The sequence below is a fragment of the Burkholderia singularis genome, from assembly GCF_001718875.1.
Lineage (GTDB): Bacteria > Pseudomonadota > Gammaproteobacteria > Burkholderiales > Burkholderiaceae > Burkholderia > Burkholderia singularis.
Window position 1 is genome coordinate 140,364 of the sequence record NZ_CP013449.1, and the last position, 16,252, is coordinate 156,615.

19 protein-coding genes are annotated in these 16,252 nt (G+C 63.6%); 10 read left to right on the forward strand and 9 right to left on the reverse strand.

The annotated features are described in order from the left end of the window. Positions 1 to 77 precede the first annotated feature (77 nt). Positions 78 to 971 carry a LysR family transcriptional regulator ArgP gene (locus AQ611_RS16680; RefSeq protein ID WP_069235420.1) on the forward strand — a complete coding sequence of 298 codons (894 nt, stop codon included), beginning with the start codon at positions 78 to 80 and terminating at the stop codon, positions 969 to 971. Positions 972 to 1,008: 37 nt separating this feature from the next. Here the strand turns inward: AQ611_RS16680 and fnr are convergent, their stop codons facing one another. From fnr to AQ611_RS16695, 3 genes are all read right to left on the reverse strand, one after another. Then, complete coding sequence (gene fnr, locus AQ611_RS16685; RefSeq protein WP_069235421.1) at positions 1,009 to 1,758, reverse strand: fumarate/nitrate reduction transcriptional regulator Fnr; 750 nt, start codon at positions 1,756 to 1,758, stop codon at positions 1,009 to 1,011. Between the two features lie 120 nt (positions 1,759 to 1,878). Next, the gene (locus AQ611_RS16690) at positions 1,879 to 2,346 is read right to left on the reverse strand and encodes a universal stress protein (protein WP_059519461.1); all 468 of its coding nucleotides are present in this window, start codon (positions 2,344 to 2,346) and stop codon (positions 1,879 to 1,881) included. A 224-nt stretch (positions 2,347 to 2,570) separates the two neighbouring features. After that, positions 2,571 to 3,005, reverse strand: coding sequence for a DUF3005 domain-containing protein (locus tag AQ611_RS16695; protein WP_069235422.1), 435 nt, complete (start codon positions 3,003 to 3,005; stop codon positions 2,571 to 2,573). A 271-nt stretch (positions 3,006 to 3,276) separates the two neighbouring features. On the opposite strand from AQ611_RS16695, the gene AQ611_RS16700 reads away from it, so the two are divergent. Together AQ611_RS16700 and epsC are read left to right on the forward strand one after the other, a co-directional pair. Continuing rightward, on the forward strand, positions 3,277 to 3,513 hold the full coding sequence (locus AQ611_RS16700) for a hypothetical protein (RefSeq protein WP_059519465.1): 237 nt from the start codon (positions 3,277 to 3,279) through the stop codon (positions 3,511 to 3,513). Positions 3,514 to 3,629: 116 nt separating this feature from the next. Continuing rightward, a complete protein-coding gene (gene epsC, locus AQ611_RS16705; protein ID WP_059519530.1) occupies positions 3,630 to 4,547 on the forward strand; it encodes a serine O-acetyltransferase EpsC in 918 nt (305 codons plus the stop codon). A 50-nt stretch (positions 4,548 to 4,597) separates the two neighbouring features. Here epsC and AQ611_RS16710 read toward each other — a convergent pair whose 3' ends face one another. The 3 genes from AQ611_RS16710 to AQ611_RS16720 form a co-directional block, all read right to left on the reverse strand. Continuing rightward, positions 4,598 to 5,401: an SDR family oxidoreductase gene (locus AQ611_RS16710; RefSeq protein ID WP_069236351.1), complete on the reverse strand. Its 804-nt coding sequence runs from the start codon at positions 5,399 to 5,401 to the stop codon at positions 4,598 to 4,600. Positions 5,402 to 5,410: 9 nt separating this feature from the next. Further along, the gene (gene folE, locus AQ611_RS16715) at positions 5,411 to 6,130 is read right to left on the reverse strand and encodes a GTP cyclohydrolase I FolE (RefSeq protein ID WP_059519467.1); all 720 of its coding nucleotides are present in this window, start codon (positions 6,128 to 6,130) and stop codon (positions 5,411 to 5,413) included. A gap of 94 nt (positions 6,131 to 6,224) precedes the next feature. After that, entirely contained in the window at positions 6,225 to 7,148 is a 924-nt protein-coding gene (locus AQ611_RS16720) for a LysR family transcriptional regulator (protein ID WP_069235423.1), read from the reverse strand. Between the two features lie 266 nt (positions 7,149 to 7,414). Here AQ611_RS16720 and pobA point away from each other — a divergent pair, with 266 nt between their 5' ends. The 7 genes from pobA (at position 7,415) to AQ611_RS16755 (ending at position 14,495) form a co-directional block, all read left to right on the forward strand. Continuing rightward, on the forward strand, positions 7,415 to 8,629 hold the full coding sequence (gene pobA / locus AQ611_RS16725; RefSeq protein WP_069235424.1) for a 4-hydroxybenzoate 3-monooxygenase: 1,215 nt from the start codon (positions 7,415 to 7,417) through the stop codon (positions 8,627 to 8,629). A 183-nt stretch (positions 8,630 to 8,812) separates the two neighbouring features. After that, entirely contained in the window at positions 8,813 to 9,532 is a 720-nt protein-coding gene (locus AQ611_RS16730; RefSeq protein WP_059519473.1) for a 3-oxoacid CoA-transferase subunit A, read from the forward strand. Positions 9,533 to 9,550: 18 nt separating this feature from the next. Further along, complete coding sequence (locus AQ611_RS16735) at positions 9,551 to 10,225, forward strand: CoA transferase subunit B (protein ID WP_069235425.1); 675 nt, start codon at positions 9,551 to 9,553, stop codon at positions 10,223 to 10,225. A gap of 171 nt (positions 10,226 to 10,396) precedes the next feature. Further along, a complete protein-coding gene (locus AQ611_RS16740) occupies positions 10,397 to 11,755 on the forward strand; it encodes a 3-carboxy-cis,cis-muconate cycloisomerase (protein WP_069235426.1) in 1,359 nt (452 codons plus the stop codon). Positions 11,756 to 11,767: 12 nt separating this feature from the next. After that, positions 11,768 to 12,553 carry a 3-oxoadipate enol-lactonase gene (gene pcaD / locus AQ611_RS16745; protein WP_069235427.1) on the forward strand — a complete coding sequence of 262 codons (786 nt, stop codon included), beginning with the start codon at positions 11,768 to 11,770 and terminating at the stop codon, positions 12,551 to 12,553. A 13-nt stretch (positions 12,554 to 12,566) separates the two neighbouring features. Then, complete coding sequence (pcaC, locus tag AQ611_RS16750; protein ID WP_069235428.1) at positions 12,567 to 12,953, forward strand: 4-carboxymuconolactone decarboxylase; 387 nt, start codon at positions 12,567 to 12,569, stop codon at positions 12,951 to 12,953. A 186-nt stretch (positions 12,954 to 13,139) separates the two neighbouring features. Continuing rightward, on the forward strand, positions 13,140 to 14,495 hold the full coding sequence (locus tag AQ611_RS16755) for an aromatic acid/H+ symport family MFS transporter (RefSeq protein WP_059519482.1): 1,356 nt from the start codon (positions 13,140 to 13,142) through the stop codon (positions 14,493 to 14,495). A gap of 129 nt (positions 14,496 to 14,624) precedes the next feature. Here AQ611_RS16755 and AQ611_RS16760 read toward each other — a convergent pair whose 3' ends face one another. The 3 genes from AQ611_RS16760 to AQ611_RS16770 form a co-directional block, all read right to left on the reverse strand. After that, complete coding sequence (locus AQ611_RS16760) at positions 14,625 to 14,873, reverse strand: hypothetical protein (RefSeq protein ID WP_059519484.1); 249 nt, start codon at positions 14,871 to 14,873, stop codon at positions 14,625 to 14,627. Positions 14,874 to 14,991: 118 nt separating this feature from the next. Beyond that, positions 14,992 to 15,612 (reverse strand): LysE family translocator, encoded by a 621-nt coding sequence (locus tag AQ611_RS16765; protein WP_069235429.1) that lies wholly within the window; start codon positions 15,610 to 15,612, stop codon positions 14,992 to 14,994. 249 nt (positions 15,613 to 15,861) lie between these two features. After that, positions 15,862 to 16,191, reverse strand: a complete 330-nt coding sequence (locus AQ611_RS16770) for a helical membrane plugin domain-containing protein (RefSeq protein ID WP_231936056.1) — start codon at positions 16,189 to 16,191, stop codon at positions 15,862 to 15,864. Between the last annotated feature and the right edge of the window lie 61 nt (positions 16,192 to 16,252).

Sequence of the window (16,252 nt, forward strand, 5' to 3'; positions counted from 1 at the left end):
GAAACGAAAGACGCTAGTCTCCGATAACCCTTTGCATAAGCAAAGCTAAATTGGCTAATGTCGATTAAGGAAAATTAATGCTCGACTACGCATTGCTCGATGCGCTTGCCGAAGTGATCCGCCAGGGCTCGTTCGAGCGGGCGGCGAAGGCGCTCAACATATCGCCGTCGGCGGTGTCTCAGCGCGTGAAGCTGCTGGAGGAGCGGGTCGGCAGCGTGCTCGTCAAGCGCGGGCAGCCGTGTGTCGCGACGACGTCGGGCGCGCTGCTTTGCCGTCACACCGAGCGCGTGCGAATGCTCGAGGCGGAACTGTCATCGCATATGCCGGCGGCTCCCGATGCGCTACCCGGCACATGGCCGACGCTGCGGGTCGCCGTCAACGATGACAGCGTCGCCACGTGGTTTATCGATGCGGTCGGGCCGTTTTGCACGCAAAGCGACACGCTGCTCGACCTCGTGATCGACGATCAGGATCACACCGCCGAGCGGATTCGCGACGGCAGCGTACAAGGGGCGGTGACGGCCCTTGCCGAGCCGATCCAAGGCTGCCGCTCGACGCGCCTTGGCCGGATACGCTATCACCCGGTATGTTCGCCCGCGTTTTTCGAGCGCTATTTCAACGACGGCCTGAATCGTGATGCGCTGCGGCGCGCGCCGTGCGTGATGTTCAATTCGAAGGACAGCTTGCAGGCGCGTTTCATTCGGCGCGTGACGCGCGTGGATCTCGATCCGCCGCAGCATTGGATTCCGCACGTCGCTGGCTATCTGCGCGCATGCGAGGCCGGACTGGGCTGGGGGATGTGCCCGAACCGGATGGTCGAGCGCCAGATTGCCGCGGGCGAACTGATCGATATGTCGCCGGGCAAGAGTGTCGATATCGAGCTTTACTGGCAGAGCTGGCGATTGTCGATCGGCTGGCTCGACGAGTTCGGCGCGGCGCTCAAGGCGCGCGCCGCGTTGTTCCTCGATTGATTGCGGTAAAAGAAACGCGACAGCGCGGCGCGATGGATCACAAACGCTGCAAGCCGTCGAAATCGACGATCCGGACGATCCGCCCATGCATTTCAATGAGCCCGCGCTTATGGAACTTCGATAACGTGCGGCTGACTGTTTCGAGCGTCATCCCGAGATAGCTGCCGATGTCCTCGCGCGTCATTCGCAAATTGAATTCGGTCGGCGAATAGCCGCGCTTCATGTAGCGCGACGACACGTCGAGCAGGAACGCCGCGACGCGCTCTTCGGCGTTAAGCGAGCCGAGCACCATTGCCTGCGACGTTTCTCGAACGATCTGCTCGCTCATCAGTTTGTGCATCCGCAACTGCATCGTGCTGGCTTTCGAGCACAGTGCCTTCAACGCGCTGTAAGGGATCACGCAGACCGAACTGTCTTCGAGCGCGATCGCGGTGCGCGGATGCGCGTCGTCGCAGATGCCGTCGAGGCCGAGCGCTTCGCCTGCAAGATGCAGGCCGGTGACCTGTTCGCGCCCGTCGTATCGAGTCGCGACCGTCTTCAGCGATCCGGAGCGCACCGCGTACAGATTGTCGAAAGCGTCGCCTTCGCGGAATAGCGCTTCGTTGCGGCGCACGGCTCGCGCGCTGCATATCACGGACTCGAGATGCGCGAGCGCTTCGGCCGTGAGCCCTTGCGGCATGCAGAGGTGGCGCATCGCACACGTCGAGCACTGCGCGGACCGGCGCGGCGTTCGGATGCCGGATGCGTGAGCCGGAGCGGCGGCGGAGCGGGGGACGGGCGTGAGCATGACGAACGGGCCTTGAAGTTCAGTAGGTTGGATCAATGCCGCAGCGGGCGCGAGCTGGGTTCGGCCACATCGCGCAATTCCGGTTGCGGCGAATCTGCGCGTTTGCTGCGGCGCGCATTTTTACGGGTTGGCCGGCTGATGGGCGGCGGCCGGAATCAGCAGCACGGGCAGCACCGCCTGGCGGACGCACTGCTCGGCGACGCTGCCCAGCACGAGCCGCTTGACGCCTCGGCGGCCATGCGTGCCGAGCACGAGCAGATCCGCGCCGAATGCTTTCGCGCCTTCGATGATCAGCGACGGCACATCGGCCAGCGACGTCTCGGCTTCGCCGATCTTCATGGTTCCGGTAACGTTGGCTTGCCGCATTCTCTGCGTGAACTCCTGCGCGAGCGCGTTGCCTTGCTCGATCAGTTGATTGCGCAGCGGTGCCGGATCGTAGCCCGGGACGTTGTAGTAGATCGTGGCGTTTTCGACGACGTAGTACGGTTGCAATTCCGCCGCGTTCTCCTTCGCGAGCGCGAGCGCCGCGTCGAATGCATGGCGGGATGTTTCGCTGCCGTCGACTGCGACGAGGATGCGTTTGTACATGATGTCTCCGTGGCGTGTTCGGGGAAAGATCGGCCGTTTGGCGGATGGCGTCCGCCGCCGTTCTTTTACAAAATAAACGATAGCTGACACCGGCCGGCGCGACCAATCGACGCGTAGGCGCCGATGCCGCATGCCATGCCGGGGTGTTGGCGAACGCGGCCCGCCCGCCTGCGGATGCAGCGGTGCAACCATGCAGCAGGCGGTTGCCCGCCCGGCCGTCGAGGTCAGCGCGGAGTCGGCACAAGTTCGACGATGCGCGCAGGCCGTTGCAGCGGACGGCGCAACGGCGGGCGTGTTTCGTCGGCAATCGCGTCGATCGGCGCGGCAGAGTCGAACCCTTTGTCGATGACCGTATAGCCGGTGCGCAATGCGAACTGCGGATGATTGCCGCCAGGCCGGCTATCGAAACCGGCGAAGCCGTCGGGCGTTTCCGGCACCGCGTTGACGAGCGACGCGTTGCTCGTCGTGATCTGGTCCGGCGAGATAGGCTCGCCGTTCGCGATGCGGGCTGCTTCGCGGTTCTTGCCGTCGGCGTCGACGGTGCTGTCGTGTGTCGCGTCGTTGAATTGCTCAATGCTGCGCGGATGCATGCGTGCATTGGAGTGCCCGGCGTTGGCGGGCGCCGGCATGGTGCGTTCGAACGAATTCATCGCAGTCACCTTCCGCGGCGCGGCGTCCGGCGGCGGGCAAAATCCGCTGCCGGACGCGACAGGAAAAGGCGCACGTGCGAGCGCCGCAGCCGCGCCATGCGCTATGTTTTCCTAATAAATATTTCAACTAGAAGACGCGTTATCTACAGAGTATGATTCTTTTCCTACAAAGCGGTGTGCGACATTCGGCGCACCGGCTTCCGCCCGGATTGGGCACCGCAGCATCCTTAACGGACGGGTAGCGAACAAGAAAGTAAGGGGACTGAAGGTGGGCGGACTTATGCACTCTACGACTACGGCATTCATGCATCGCGGTTATCTGTTGAATTGCACGCCGGCGCGTGCCAGTGATGGCTCGTTTCAGCCTTATGTCGTCATCTCCCGATCGAGCGACGGCGAATTGGTCGCGAATCGCTTCTTCCCGTCCGACCTCCATTTCAACGATGAGGACGCAGCGATCGCGCATGCGCGCGATTGGGCCGTCCGATGGATCGACGCAAGCAGCCCGACGAGGTAGGCGGCCGGCATACGTTGGCGTGCATTCCGCTGACGCGGCAAAAACGCGATAATCTTGCGGCACCCGCCACTTTTATCGGTGGCCGCGCGCCGGCGCGCGGCCATGCGCTTTTGCCTATGTCGAAATTTGCCCGAAACTGGGGCCTCGAACAGATCGTCGCCGAATTGCGCGAATCGCGCGAGAGCCTGCATCGCACACGTCATCCGCGCGGCATTCGCGAACTGCCGTCGTATGACGCGATAAGCAAGATTGTCGTCGGGCTGCGCGCGTCGCTTTTTCCGACGCATTATGGTGCGCCCGACTTGACCGACGAGAGCGTCGACTATTACGTCGGCCATACGCTCGAGAGCACGTTGCGCCTGCTGGCCGAGCAGATCCGCCGGGCGTTGCCGTTCCTGCCGGAGCACGCGCAAACGCCGCCCGCCGTTCTGGTCGAGCGCGCGTTCGAGATCGCACGCGAGTTCGGTACGCAGTTGCCCGCCATCCGTGCGCTGCTCGTCAGCGATATTCACGCCGCGTATACGGGAGATCCCGCTGCGCAGCACATCACTGAAATCCTGCTCTGCTATCCGGGGGTGCGCGCGATGATGCATCACCGGTTCGCGCACGCGCTCTATCGGCTCGGCGTGCCGCTCCTGGCACGCTTCATCAACGAGATCGCGCATTCCGCGACCGGTATTGACATCCACCCTGGCGCACAGATCGGTTCGAGCTTCTTCATCGATCACGGCACGGGCGTCGTGATCGGTGAAACCGCGATCATCGGCGAGCGCGTGCGGCTTTATCAGGCGGTCACGCTCGGCGCGAAAAGCTTTCCCGCCGATGGCGACGGTACCTTGGTCAAGGGCAATGCGCGCCATCCGGTCGTCGAGGACGACGTGGTGATCTACGCGGGCGCGACGATTCTTGGCCGCGTGACGATCGGTCGCGGCTCGGTGATCGGCGGCAACGTGTGGCTGACGCATAGCGTGCCGCCCGGCAGCAGCGTCGCGCAAGGGAAGATTCGCGAAGGGGAGCGGGCCGAGAAGGATTGACGCGAGCCTTTGCCGTTCGCGGCCCCTGTTTGCCCGCGAACGGCAACCAGCTAGCGCTGGCCGGCGGGCGAGCGGTGCTTGTACAGCACGTCCTGATCGACGCGAATCAGATTCTGTCCAGCATCGACGACGAAATCGACGCCGTTGTACGCAACGCCCGTCAGCAACAGGATCGCATCGGCGACATCGTCGGGGCCTGCGATGCGCGCAAGCGGCGTCGATGCGCGGCTCGCATGCGCGAAGTCGGCCGGCGTTTGGTCGCCGCTTGGCAGCATCAGCCCCGGAAATACCGCATTCACACGCAGCACCGGGTTCGCCGACAGCGCAAGCATCTGCGTCAGATTGCCGAGCGCCGTCTTCGCGACCGTGTAGCTGAAGTGGTCGCGATGAAAATTTTCCTTGATTTTTTGATCGACGACGTTGATCACGACGCCTTGCGCGCCGGCGGCTTTCGCACGCTCGTAATACGCGCGCGTGAGCAGAATCGGTGCGCGGCAATTGACCGCCCATGACTGATCGAACGCGGCGAGATCGAAGCTCGGCAAGTGGTCCTGCCAGAACACCGACGCGTTGTTGACGAGCACGTCGAGACGATCGAAGCGCCTGTAGACGGCATCGACGAGTGCGACGATCGCGTCCGGTTGAGCGAGGTCAGCTTGCAGCGCAACGGCTTCGCCACCTGCGGCGCTGATCTCGCGCACGGTTTCGTGCGCGCAATCGGCCGACCGGTCGTAATGCACCGCGACGCGATAGCCGCACTGCGCGAAGCGCATCGCGAACGTGCGGCCCGCGCGACGCGCGGCGCCCGTCACGAGCGCGACGGGTGCGGGGCGTGGATGGGGATTCGACTGCATCGACTGCATTCAGGTGTTCGTCAGATTGACAGCGGAAGGATTCGAGACGATCGACAGGAATTCGCGCCGCGTCGCCGGATCGGTGCGGAACGTGCCGAGCATCCGCGACGTGACCATCTCGACGCCCGGCTTATGGATGCCGCGCGTCGAGATGCACTGATGCGCCGCCTCGAGAATCACGCCCACGCCTTTCGGTTGCAGCACGTCGAATAGCGTGTCGGCGATCTGAACGGTCATCTTTTCCTGAATTTGCAGACGCTTCGCGAACGCGTCGACGAGCCGTGCGAGCTTCGAGATGCCGACGACGCGGTGATTCGGCAGATACGCGACATGCGCGCGCCCGATGATCGGCACCATATGATGTTCGCAATAGCTTTCGAAGCGAATGTCTTTCAGCACGATCATTTCGTCGTAGCCGTCGACTTCGCTGAAGGTGCGCGCGAGGATGTCGCGGGGTTCGAGCGCGTAGCCGGAGAAGAACTCCTCATACGCGCGCACGACGCGCGCGGGCGTGTCGATCAATCCTTCGCGTTCGGGATCGTCGCCGGCCCAGCGCAGCAGCACGCGCACGGCTGCTTCGGCTTCGTCCCGGCTGGGCCGGGACGCGTTCGAGCGCGCGTGGTCCGCGCCGAGGATTTTCTGTTTGCTTGCCGTTTTAACGGCTGTGTTGCCCGCTGCGTGGTGAGCAGTCGGCGTGGCGGCTTTGTCCGCGGTCTTTCCTTTAGCCATGTGTCGTGCCCTGTGTATGTATCGCCGATCTCTCGGCCAGATCGGCCATTGTTTCATGCTTTGGCCTTGCGCGTGCGCCGCCGCGCGGCCGCGCTCATTTGGGCCATTCATCCAGTGCATCGTTGAAGAGGCCGGCGACGACGCCGCGCAGCCACGCAATGCACGAATCGTTGTGGAATTTACGATGCCAATGCTGCTTCAGGTCGAAGCGAGGCAGCGGCAGAGGCGGTTCGACGAGCGCGATCGCCGCGTGTTCGGCCGCATAGGCGTAGCCGATCGCATGCGGCACGGTGGCGATCAGATCAGTGCGGCTCAGGATGAACGGCAGGCTCATGAAGTGAGGCGTTTCGAGCACCGCGCGCCGCACCAGCCGATGTTTCGCGAGGTGCCGCTCGAGCAGTTCCTGGCTGCGGCCCTCCGCACGCACGACCGCGTGGCCGCACGCGAGAAACCGTTCGAGCGTGAGCGGTTGCGTGGCGAGCGGGTGGCCACGCCGCAACAGACAGATGAAGCGGTGCGTGAAGAGCCGCTGCTGGAACACGTTGCCGCCGCCGAGATCCGGAAAATAACCGACCGCAAGGTCGACGTCGCCTTCTTCGAGTGCGCGCCCGACTTCGAGATGCGGCAGCGACACCGAGCGCAGGTTCGCGTGCGGTGCGTGCTGAGCAAACGCTTGCAATAAGCGCGGCAGAAACACGATCTCGCCGACATCCGACAGCGCGATTGAAAACGTGCGCGTACTCGTGGCCGGATCGAACTGAACCGGCGCGCCGAGACCGCGCTCGATGTTCTCGAGCGCGGCGCGAGCGGCGGGAAGCAGGGCGAGTGCGCGGGGTGTCGGCTGCATGCCGCGCGCCGTGCGCACGAACAGCGGATCGCCAAAATGTGCGCGCAGCCGGCCGAGCGCGGCGCTGACGCGCGGTTGCCCGACGCCGAGCAGTTCGCCCGCGCGGCTTGCATTGCGCGTCTCGTCGAGTGCAACCAGGTATGGAATCAGGTTCAGGTCGAGGTCGGGCATCGAGAGGGATACTATCTGAATTTTGTATACAACTTATCTGTTGAATTGCCTTGCTGAATAGTGGGGGTAGTGCGGACAATGGCCCTGCTAACCCAATGCACGTTGGGCTGGGCGTGAGACGGAGTGCGAAATATGGCGGCGCGGACAGTGCCGAAGCGGCCACTCCTCTGATCGGCATAAGGCGCTGCAAGCGCAAATCCCAATCAATCAAGGCATGCGACCGGAGGAGGCGCTAAAAGCCCGCTCCGATCGGCAAGGAGACAAATATGCGTACCCAAGTCGCAATCGTCGGCGCCGGACCGGCGGGTTTGCTGCTTTCCCATCTGCTGCGTTTGCGCGGCGTCGAATCGGTCGTGGTCGAGACGCGTTCGCGCGATTACTGCGAGAACCGGATTCGTGCCGGCGTGCTTGAGCAGGGAACAGTCGATACGCTGAACGAAGCGGGGCTCGGTGCGCGGATGCAGCGCGAAGGGCTCGTTCATCGCGGTATCGAACTGTTGTTCGACGGCGTGCGTCACCGAATCGACTTCGGTGAGCTGACGCCCGGCCGGGCGATCACCGTCTACAGTCAACACGAAGTCGTGCGCGATCTGATCGCGGCCGCATGCGAGCACGGTCAGCGCCTGTATTTCGGCGTGCACGACGTCGCGTTGCACGATGTCGCAACCGGGCGCCCGTCGGTGACGTTCACGGACGCGGATGGCCGCGCGGGCCGGATCGATTGCGACTATATCGCCGGCTGCGACGGCTTCCATGGAATATCGCGGCAGACGATTCCCACCGAACGGCTGGCCACGTTCGACCGGGTCTATCCGTATGCGTGGCTCGGCATCCTGGCCGATGCGCCGCCGTCGCTCGACGAACTTGTTTATGCGCATAACGAGCGCGGCTTCGCGCTGTTCTCGATGCGCTCGCCGAGCGTGACGCGGCTGTATCTGCAATGCCGGCCCGATGAAAACGTCGAAGAATGGACGGATGCGCGTATTTGGGACGAACTGCGCCGGCGTTTCGCGAACGACAGCGGCTGGACGCCGACCGAAGGCCGGATTATCCAGAAGAGCGTGGCGCCGATGCGCAGCTTCGTCTCCGAGACGATGCAATACGGCCGGCTCTTTCTTGCCGGTGATGCCGCGCATATCGTGCCGCCAACGGGGGCGAAGGGAATGAATCTCGCGGTTGCCGACGTTCGCGTATTGGGACAAGCGCTCGCCGCGCATTACCGGGACGGCCGTGATGATCTGCTCGAAACGTATTCGTCGACGTGCCTGGAGCGGGTATGGCGCGCCGAGCATTTCTCGTACTGGATGACGAACATGCTGCATCCGTGCGCCGACGATTCGCCGTTCGTAGCCCGTTTGAAGTGCGCCGAGCTGAAGTACGTCACGCATTCACGCGCGGGCGCTCACGCATTGGCGGAAAACTACGTCGGCTTGCCGTTCGACGACAAGGCGCAGACGTATTCGATCGATGCGGCGGCGTAAGTGCCGCTGGGGACAACGCGCCTTGACAAGCTGGTGCACGCGTCCCTATGATTGGCCAATCGTTCGTTTATCGAATCTAAGTTCATAATTCGAACAAAAAGCGGCGGCGTATGTGGCCGTCCGTGAACGCATGCCGTGCCGCCGCCGCGCGGGGCCGTGCACGGATTCGCATCAGGAACAGACATGGTCAACAAGATCTTCGATTCTCTCGACGCGGCAGTGGCCGATATTCACGATGGCGCGACGGTCATGATCGGCGGCTTCGGCACGGCCGGCATGCCCGCCGAGCTGATCGACGCGCTGATCGCCCAGGGCGCGCGCGACCTGACGATCGTCAACAACAACGCCGGCAACGGCGAAACCGGCTTGGCCGCGCTGCTGAAGGCCAAGCGCGTGCGCAAGATCATCTGCTCGTTTCCGCGCCAAGCCGATTCGCAGGTATTCGACGCGCTGTATCGTGCGGGCGAGATCGAGCTGGAACTGGTGCCGCAAGGCAATCTCGCCGAGCGGATTCGGGCGGCGGGCGCGGGGATCGGCGGCTTTTTCACGCCGACCGGTTACGGCACGAAGCTCGCCGAAGGCAAGGAGACGCGCGTGATCGACGGCAAGCATTACGTGCTCGAAGCGCCGATTCATGCCGATTTCGCGCTCATCAAGGCGCTCCAAGGCGATCGCTGGGGCAACCTCGTCTACCGGAAGACGGCGCGCAACTTCGGCCCGGTGATGGCGATGGCCGCGAAGACGACGATCGTCCAGGTGTCTGCCGTCGTGCCGCTCGGCGCGCTCAATCCCGAGCATATCGTGACGCCTGGCATTTTCGTGCAACGGATCGTCGAGGCGCCACAGGCCGCGCATGCCGCCGAATTGGCCGCGTGCGCCGCGCATGCCGGCCACGCCGCATGAATTCCCGAGGAGAACAAGATGAAACGATTGACTCGCGACGAAATGGCCAAGCGCGTCGCGCAAGACATTCCTGAAGGTGCTTACGTGAATCTCGGAATCGGCGTGCCGACGCTTGTCGCGAATCATCTCGATTCAGACAAGGAAATTTTCCTGCACAGCGAAAACGGGCTGCTTGGAATGGGCCCCGCTCCCGCGCCCGGCGACGAGGACGACGAACTCATCAATGCCGGCAAGCAGCACGTGACCTTGCTGACGGGCGGCGCGTACTTCCATCACGCGGATTCGTTCGCGATGATGCGCGGCGGGCATCTCGATTACTGCGTGCTCGGCGCGTTCCAGGTCTCCGCGCAAGGCGATCTGGCGAACTGGCATACCGGAGCGCCGGATGCGATTCCCGCCGTCGGCGGCGCGATGGATCTTGCTATCGGTGCGAAGCAGGTATTCGTGATGATGGAGCATCTGACGAAACAGGGCGACAGCAAGATCGTCGCGCAATGCTCGTATCCGGTGACGGGCGTGCGCTGCGTCGATCGCATCTATACCGATCTCGCCGTGCTCGATGTGACACGTGATGGGCTCGCGGTGCGGGAGATCTTCGCGGATATTTCGTTTGACGAATTGCAGCGGCTGACCGGCGTGCTGCTGATTGATGCGACGGGCGGCGCGAAAGCGGCGCAAACCGCTGCTGCGTGACGTGAAGGCGTGTGTCATCTGCCGCCGTTTGCCGCTATTTGCGGCAGAAGAGGCGGGCGCGGCGTTGCATGCAGGCCGACCCCGCGTCGGCCGGCGCGCACGAGCGCGCAACATCCGGCGCTTCGGTGGACAATAAGCGCATTTCGCTTTTCCGATTTTCCAATCGACCTCATGCTTGAAGACAGCGCCCGCCTGAGTTCCCTGATTTGCGGCATCGAATCGTTCAATGCGATCTGGTCGCCGCGTGCGACATTGCAGCGGATGCTTGATGTCGAGGCGGCGCTTGCTCGTGCGCTCGCCGCGCATCAGGTGATTCCGGTGAGCGCCGTGCAACCGATCGAGGCCGCGTGCGTTGCCGGCGCGCTCGACCAGCAGGCGCTCGCACGCGATGCGGCGCTCGGCGGCAATCTGGCGATTCCGCTCGTCAAGCAGCTGACTGCGCGCGTGAAGGCGCACGATGCCGAAGCGGCAAAGTACGTGCATTGGGGCGCGACTAGCCAGGACATCATCGATACCGCGACAGTGTTGCAATTACGCGATTCGTTCGATGCCCTCGAGCCGCTGTTGGACGACGCATGCGCGACACTTGCATCGCTTGCCGCCGCGCATCGCGATACGCCGATGATCGGCCGCACATGGCTGCAACAAGCGCTGCCGATCACGCTCGGGCTGAAGTTCGCGCAATGGCTCGATACGCTGCTGCGTCACCGGGAGCGCCTCGACGGGCTGCGCCGAACGGCACTCGTATTGCAATTCGGCGGCGCGGCGGGCACGCTCGCGAGTTTGCGCGATGCGTCGCCTGCCGTCGCCCGCTCGCTCGCGGACGACTTGCGGCTCGTGCTGCCGGCGGTGCCGTGGCATACGCAACGCGACCGGATCGCCGAAGTCGCGGGATATTTCGGGATGCTGATCGGTACGCTCGGCAAGATCGCGCGTGATATCTCGCTGTCGATGCAGACCGAAATCGGAGAGCTTGCCGAGCCGGCCGCGGCCGGCAAAGGCGGTTCGTCGACAATGCCGCACAAGCGCAATCCGGTCGGCTGCGCGGCGGTGCTGACGGCGGCCGTGCGGGCGCCGGGGCTTGTTGCAACCGTATTCGCCGCGATGGTGCAAGAGCACGAACGCGCGCTTGGCGGCTGGCAGGCCGAGTGGGAGGCGCTGCCCGAACTCGCGCGGCTTGCGGGCGGCGCGCTTGCGCAAATCGCGCAGATCGCCGCCGGCTTGCAGATCGATGCCGCGCGGCTTGCCGCGAATCTCGATGCGACGCGCGGCCTCGTGCTCGGCGAAGCGGTGATGCTCGCGCTCGGCGACAAGATCGGCCGGCTCGAAGCGCATCATCTCGTCGAGCGCGCGTCGCGCGAAGCCGTGCAGAGCGGCCAGACGCTATACGACGTGCTCGCCGCCGACGCGGAGGTTACCGCGCATCTGGCGCCCAGCGCGTTGCGGCGGTTGCTCGATCCCGCTCATTACGTCGGCGAAGCGCGTACTTACGTCGACGCCGTGCTCGCGCTTTACGCGGGCCGTCACTAAGGAGAGATTGCGATGCCTTTCGCGTCAGTCAATGGAATACGGCTGCATTACCGGATCGACCGCGCCGCGCGCGCCGATGCGCCGTGGCTCGTGTTTTCGAATTCGCTCGGGGCGGATTTGTCGATGTGGGCGCCGCAAATAGGCGCGCTCGCGCAGCATTTCAACCTGCTGCGTTACGATACGCGCGGCCACGGCCATTCGGAAGCGCCGGCCGGCTCATACACGCTTGAGCAGCTGACGGGTGACGTGCTCGGTTTGCTCGATCATATCGGCGTCGAACGCGCGCATTTTTGCGGGGTGTCGATGGGCGGGCTCACGGGCGCCGCGCTTGCCGCACGGCATTCTGCGCGAATCGGGCGCGTGGTGTTGGCCAATACCGCTGCAAAAATCGGTTCTCCCGAAGTATGGGCGCCGCGTGCGGCGAAGGCGCGTGGCGAAGGAATGGCCGCGCTTGCCGACGCCGTGCTGCAACGCTGGTTTACGCCCGCGTTCTTCGCGCGCGAGCCGCGTCTGATCGATGTGATCCGCGATGTGTTCGTTCACACGGATCAGAACGGCTACGCGGCGAATTGCGATGCATTGAACGCAGCCGATTTGCGTGATGAAGTGTCCCGCATCGCCGTGCCGACCCTCGTTGTAACGGGCGCGCACGATCAGTCGACACCGGCCGGTCAGGGGCGCGCGCTTGCTGCGGCGATCGCCGGCTCGAAGCATGTCGAGTTCGATTGCGCTCATATTTCCAATATCGAATGCGCGGACGATTTCAGCCGCGCGCTGATCGGTTTTTTGACCGCCTGAAGCGAGCCTCGGCATGAATGACGATCAACGTTACGAAGCGGGCATGACCGTGCGCCGCGCCGTGCTCGGCGATGCGCACGTCGATCGCTCGCTTGCTAACCGCACCGAGCTGACCGAAGAATTCCAGAATTTGATCACCCGTTACGCATGGGGCGAGATCTGGACGCGTGAAGGGCTGCCGCGTCACACGCGCAGCCTGCTGACTATCGCGATGATGGTCGCGCTGAATCGCGGCGAGGAACTTGCGCTGCACTTGCGTGCGGCGAAGAACAACGGCGTGACGCGCGACGAAATCAAAGAAGTGCTGTTGCAGACCGCGATCTATTGCGGCGTGCCGGCTGCGAATTCGGCGTTTCATCTCGCGCAGCGGATCTTCGGTGAAGAGGACGCGCCGGCCTAAGTCGGCCCGCTCGGCTTGAGGCCGCGCGCAACGCAACGGCCTCTTGGAGTCCGCTTGCGTGGGCGGCGTGCCGAACGAAGCCGCCGTCCGTGTGCAATGGTCAGCGCCGGCATCGAATCGGCGTGGTGAGAGAGCAGCGAGACAAGAGGGCGCGACGAGCGCCCACGGCAACTCAAGGAGACATTCATGACCGGTTTTACGCGCCAGCTCGATGTGCAGCAATTTATCGACGAGCAGCGCTTCTCGCCTTATCAGTGGCTGATTCTGGTTCTCTGCTTTCTGATCGTTGCGGCTGACGGTTTCGATACCGCCGCGATCGGCTTCGTCGCCCCCGCGCTCGGCCAGCAATGGCATGTGACGAAGGCAGCGCTTTCGCCGGTGATGAGCGCGGCGCTGGTGGGCCTGGCGTTCGGCGCGCTCACCGCGGGGCCGATGGCTGACCGGATCGGCCGCAAGCGCGTGCTGGTCGGGTCGGTCGTATGGTTCGGACTCTTCAGCATCGGCTGTGCGTTCGCGAATTCGGTTGCCGAGCTTGCGGTACTGCGTTTGCTGACCGGGCTCGGGTTGGGTGCCGCCATGCCGAACGCGACGACCTTGATGGCCGAATACGCACCACGCGCCAAGCGCTCGTTTCTCGTCAATACGATGTTCTGCGGTTTCACGCTCGGTTCGTCGGCGGGGGGCTTGGTTGCCGCCGCGCTGATCCCCGAGCACGGCTGGCGCAGCGTATTCGTCGTCGGCGGAAGTGCGCCGCTCGTGCTCGGTGTCGCGCTGCTGATTGCGTTGCCCGAATCGATCCGCTTCATGACGCTGCGCGGCGCACGTCCAGATCGGATCGCTGCGGTGTTGAGCAGGATCGCTCCGGGCGTGTCGTTCGATCGAGTGCGTTTCGTGTTGCCTGAAGAGCAGGGCGAAGCGCGCTCGGGAGCCGCCGTCGTCCTGTCGCCACGCTATCGCACCGGTACCGCGATGCTGTGGCTCACCTACTTCATGGGCCTGCTCGTTTATTACCTGCTGACGAGCTGGCTGCCGACGCTGATTCGCGACAGCGGTTTTTCCGTGCGCGATGCGGCGCTCGTCACCGCGCTGTTTCCGCTAGGCGGTGGGATCGGCGCGATCGTATGCGGTTGGCTGATGGACCGCTTCGAGCCGCATCGCGTGATCGCCGTCACCTATGCATTGACCGCGCTGTTCGTCTGGATGATCGGCTGGCAGGCCGGACATCTTGCGTTACTGGCGACCGTCGTGTTTATTGCGGGTGTTTGCATGAACGGCGCGCAATCGTCGCTGCCCACGCTCGCCGCTGCGTTTTATCCGACGAGCGGACGCGCGACCGGCGTCGCATGGATGCTCGGCGTCGGACGCTTCGGGGGAATTCTGGGGGCTTTTTCGGGGGGCTTGCTGCTGCAGGCGCAACTCGGATTCAGCACGATTTTCTCGATGCTCGCGGTGCCGGCGCTGATTGCCACCGGCGCGCTGCTCGTCAAGCGTTCGGCGGCGCGGCGGCAGGCGGCTGCACCTGTATCGACCGGTATCGCCTGATGGCAGAGCGATCGGACGATTCCGGCTACGTGGTTCGTTTCGTCGCCGGATCGTCACCGAATCGTCTCCGGAACAATCGGGCATACGCGCGGATCGTTCCGGCGTAGGGCGCGCGGCGGGCCGGCAGCCTCATTCCTCGGCGTCGTGGACCTTCGCGAAGTGGCGCAGGTACGCGCGGAGCGCTGCTTCACGGCTGCGGCGATCGGCGGTTGTCGATGCGCCCATCGTTTCCTCGTTGCCGAACAGCGCGGACGGCGCGCCGTAAGTACCCACTTCAACACGTTCGCGCACCACCCGGATCAAATGCGCGCGGTGACGATATTCGGCGATCCAGTGCAGCCCTTCGATCCGATCGCCTGCTTTCAGCAATGGCTTCATCAGCGTTCTCCCGGTCGGGACGGGTTCGCGCCGTGGCGAACCGGCGTCAGGATTGCAGCGTACCCCTTGCCGGGACGGATCACAACGAGGGACGACACCAGGGCGAACGCATGGTGCGTCAGTCAGCCACCAGTATTTTTGAGATCAGTGGATAAAGCGATAGTACGAGCAGTACTGCCATCGTGCCGTTGAATATGCGCAGCCGGCGCGAATTCGACAGAAGGCCGCGCATTCCCTGGCCGAATGCGGCCCATACGCAAATGCTCGGCAAACCTACCGCGATGAACACGAGCGCCATCCATGCGGCGTTGAGGCCGTAGTCGGCCGAGAGCTGAATGGTGGTCGCGGCGGTTAGTACCATCATCCACGCTTTCGGATTGATCCATTGGAACGCCAGCGCTTCGACGAACGTCATCGGGCGCGATTTGCCATTTTGCGCGCGCACTTCGCCGGACGTGCCGATACGCCACGCGAGGTATAGCAGATACACGATGCTGGCGGTCTCGAGCAGGGTGTAAAGCATCGGAATGCGCTTAAACGCTTCGCCGAGGCCGAAGCCGACCGCAAGCATCAGGATCGCTACGCCTGCGCTGATGCCGAATATGTGCGGCAATGTGCGACGAAAGCCGAAATTGACGCCGGACGCGAGCAACATGGTGTTATTCGGCCCCGGCGTGATTGACGTGACAAGTGCGAACAACAGGCCGGCTGGTAGCGCGCTGGCGGTGATGTGGTCCATGTGATGCTCTCTTTTTGCACTGAAATATCGTTGAGGATGAGAGCAAGTCTAGTAGACAGTAGCTGTACAGTACCGGGCCAATTTTGCGAATGATTACCGGTACGGCGCTGGTGAATGGGCAGTTCAACAGCTTAAAGCCATGGCAATTGCTGTCGAGACTCCGGCTCGATATGCAGGAAGGCTGCGTTGCCCGGCACATGCAACGGCTGGCCGTGCGGCGCTTCGCGAAGCAGCGGGCGCGCGTCATCGTCAGCGCGTCGGCGTAACGGCGTGAAGCCGTCCGATAATCTCCAGCATGCGCAGCACGATATCGATGCCGCGTCGCGTGTCGGGATGGCGCGCGCTCGACCACAGCGCGCGCAAAGACGGAGCGTCGGTTTTTAGCTTGGCCTCGGCACTCGCGATCCGCAGGGCGCCGCCCGCCGCTGTCGATGCCGCGACGATTTCCTCAAACGTTTTGCTTAACTTATCGATCAGCGCGGGATCGGCAAAGTCGACAAGGTCCGACAGGATCGACAGTAGATCGACGATGTTGTCGAACCGGCTGCCGTTGATATGCGATTGCAGCTTCGCTGCCAACAGCAACCATTCGGAGGTGAGCGCCTGATCGGCCGAAAGCGGTTCATCATCGGGCGATGTT